Annotated in this window: 3 protein-coding genes; all 3 read right to left on the bottom strand. The window is 68.9% G+C overall.

Going from position 1 to position 2627, the window contains the following annotated elements; all coding sequences use genetic code 11:
• Positions 1-200 (bottom strand): dihydrodipicolinate synthase family protein (locus tag FV228_RS26395; RefSeq protein ID WP_187277923.1); only part of this gene is annotated, 200 nt, incomplete at its 3' end.
• A gap of 98 nt (positions 201-298) precedes the next feature.
• Positions 299-1069 carry a Bax inhibitor-1/YccA family protein gene (locus FV228_RS26390; protein ID WP_058191972.1) on the bottom strand — a complete coding sequence of 257 codons (771 nt, stop codon included), beginning with the start codon at positions 1067-1069 and terminating at the stop codon, positions 299-301.
• Positions 1070-1450: 381 nt separating this feature from the next.
• Positions 1451-2627: FtsX-like permease family protein (locus FV228_RS26385; protein WP_147857235.1), on the bottom strand; the 1177-nt coding region annotated here is incomplete at its 5' end.

Here is a 2627-nt window from a genome sequence, read left to right as displayed (position 1 = left end):
GCGGCGATCTCGACGGCGCGGCGCCGCTCGTCCGGGGACAGGTAGGCGTAGGTCCCGGTGCTGCCGAGCAGGCCGATCGAATCGACCCGGGCCTCCACGAGGCGGTCCAGCAGCCGGCGCAGGGCGGCCGCATCCACGCGGCCGTCCGCGTCGCTCGGAGTGATCGGGAAGGCGGAAAGGCCGGAGATGCGGTTGGGCATGGCGGCATGATAACCGCCCTCGCCCGATCCAGGCAGGCCAAAAAAGAAGCCCCGGCGGTGTCCCGCCGGGGCTTGCTCATTCGGGGTTCATGCTGGGCTTAGCGGCGGTCGCCGACCAGGCTGAGCAGGAACTGGAACATGTTGATGAAGTCGAGATAGAGCGTCAGGGCGCCGTTCACCGACATCTTGGCCGCCATCTCACCGTCGAAGCTGCTGGAGAGATACATCTCCTTGAGCTTCTGGGTGTCGTAGGCGGTCAGGCCCGCGAAGATCAGCACGCCGAGCACCGAGATGGCGAACTGCAGCGCCGACGAGGCGAAGAAGATGTTCACCAGCGACGCCAGGATGATGCCGATCAGGCCCATCATCAGGAACGAGCCCATGCCCGACAGGCTGCGCTTGGTCGTGTAGCCGTAGAGGCTCAGCGAACCGAACGCCGCCGCCGTGATGAAGAACACCCGAACCACGCTCGCCCCGGTGAAGACCAGGAGGAGAGAGGACATCGAGGCGCCCATCACCGCCGCAAAGGCCCAGAACATCGTCCGGGCCGACGAGGCCGACATCCGGTCCATCCGCATCGAGAAGACGAAGATGAACGCGAGCGGGGCCAGCATCAGAACCCACTTGAGCGGGCTCGTGTAGAGGGTCTGACCGAAGGGGGTCAGGATCGGGCGCGTGCCCTGGTAGGCCGCGACCGACGCCATGTTCAGACCGAGGGCGACGAGGCCGGAGATGCCGAGCCCGACGACCATGTTGTTGTAGACGCCGAGCATGAAGGTGCGCAGGCCCTGATCGACATCGACCTGGGTGCCGGCGTACCCGGACGGCTGCTGGGCGCCGTACCGGAAGGGAGAGTTCTCGAATGCCATGGGAGTTTCCTTGCGGAGGCTCTCTCAGCGTGGTGTTTCGGGCGAGGCCCACGCAGGACCTCTGGCGCCAGGCTGGCACCTCGCACAGGAATATGTTGCGCGGCCGCCGCCCGCACAAGTCCCCAGCCACGGTTGCGGGGGCGCTTTTCCGGTGTCGGAGGATGTATTTTTGTCCATGAAGTCAGGGATTAAAACGGATTCCCGCGCTCACGGCCCCGGGTTCGACTGGCGGTTGCCCGGATCGCATCGGGTCGATGTCTCTCCGCCCAAGTCTTAACCATGTGCGGAGACCGGAAGCGGGGCCGCGAAGACCAGCGGTCAGAGCGCGCACCGCCGAAATGGGTACCGGTCCGGCGTCAGCGAGTGCGACTAATCAAGGCTCTAGATCTGCCGGAGATACGGCGCCGGCTTCTGGCCGAGGATGCGCCACGTGCCGGCCAGCCCGAGCAGGATCGCCAGAGCCACGGCGGCGGTGGCCGCCACCAGCGCCCCGGACAGGTCGAGGCGGAAGTCGAGGTGCATGACCTTCGCGACGATCACCCAGCCGGCGAGGCTGCCGGCGGCGAGGCCGAACACGGCCGTGGCGAGCCCCAGGGCCGCGTACTCGATGGCGTAGGCGCTGAGCAGTCGCGCCCGGCTGGCGCCCAGGACCTTCAGCACTACGGCGTCGTAGAGGCGGGCCCGGTGGCCGGCCGCGATGGCCCCGGCCAGCACGAACAGGCTCGCCAGCACCGCCACGGCGCTCGCCCCGCGGATCGCCAGGACCAGACGGCCGACGAGGTCACCGATCGCGTCGAGCGCGTCCTTCACACGCACGGCGCTCACCGACGGGAACGTCTTGGCGACGTCGCGCAGGATGCGGTTCTCGGCGCCCGCATCGGTGCCGCCGGGCAGCGACAGGGTGGCGAGGTCCGAATGCGGCGCGCCCCGGAAGGTGCCGGGTGAGAACACCATGACGAAGTTGATGCCGAGGTTGCGCCACTCCACCCGGCGCAGGTTGAAGATCGTCGCGGTCAGGTCGCGCCCGAGCACGTTGACGGTGACGGTGTCGCCGACCTTCAATCCGAGCTGGCGCGCGAGGTCCGCTTCGAACGAGACCAGCGGCTTGGCGTCCTGCTCCGCGCTCCACCACGCCCCCTCCGTGAGGGTCGAGCCCTCCGGCACCGTGTCGCCGTAGGTGATGCCCCGGTCGCCGTCGAGGACCCAAGCGGCGTCCTCCGGGGGGCGGATCTTGCTGGCCGGCACGCCGTTCAGGGCGACGATCCGGCCGCGCATCATCGGCACGTCCTCGATCTTGCCGTTGGGGGCCGAGCGCGCCAGGAACGCGCGGAACTCGGCGGCGTCGCGGGACGGGATATCGAGGAAGAACAGGTTCGGCGCACGCGCCGGCAGGGTCGCGCTGATCGTCCGGCGGACGTTGGCGTCGATCAGGCTGAGGGTGACCAGCAGGGTCACGCCGAGCCCGAGGGACAGCACGATGGCGGGGGTCAGCGCGCCCGGCCGGTGGAGGTTCGCCAGCGCCATCCGGGGCGCCGGCCAGCGCGGATGCGGCAGGCGG

Origin of the sequence: Methylobacterium sp. WL18 (genome assembly GCF_008040015.1) — a bacterium.
Taxonomy (GTDB): Bacteria; Pseudomonadota; Alphaproteobacteria; order Rhizobiales; family Beijerinckiaceae; genus Methylobacterium; species Methylobacterium mesophilicum.
The sequence above is the reverse complement of the archived record's forward strand: the minus strand, read 5'-3'. Positions and strand labels throughout refer to the sequence as shown.

What these genes read in the sequence shown, in the direction of transcription:
- FV228_RS26390 (WP_058191972.1), bottom strand. Translation starts at nt 1,069, where the DNA reads ATGGCATTCGAGAACTCTCCCTTCCGGTACGGCGCCCAGCAGCCGTCC.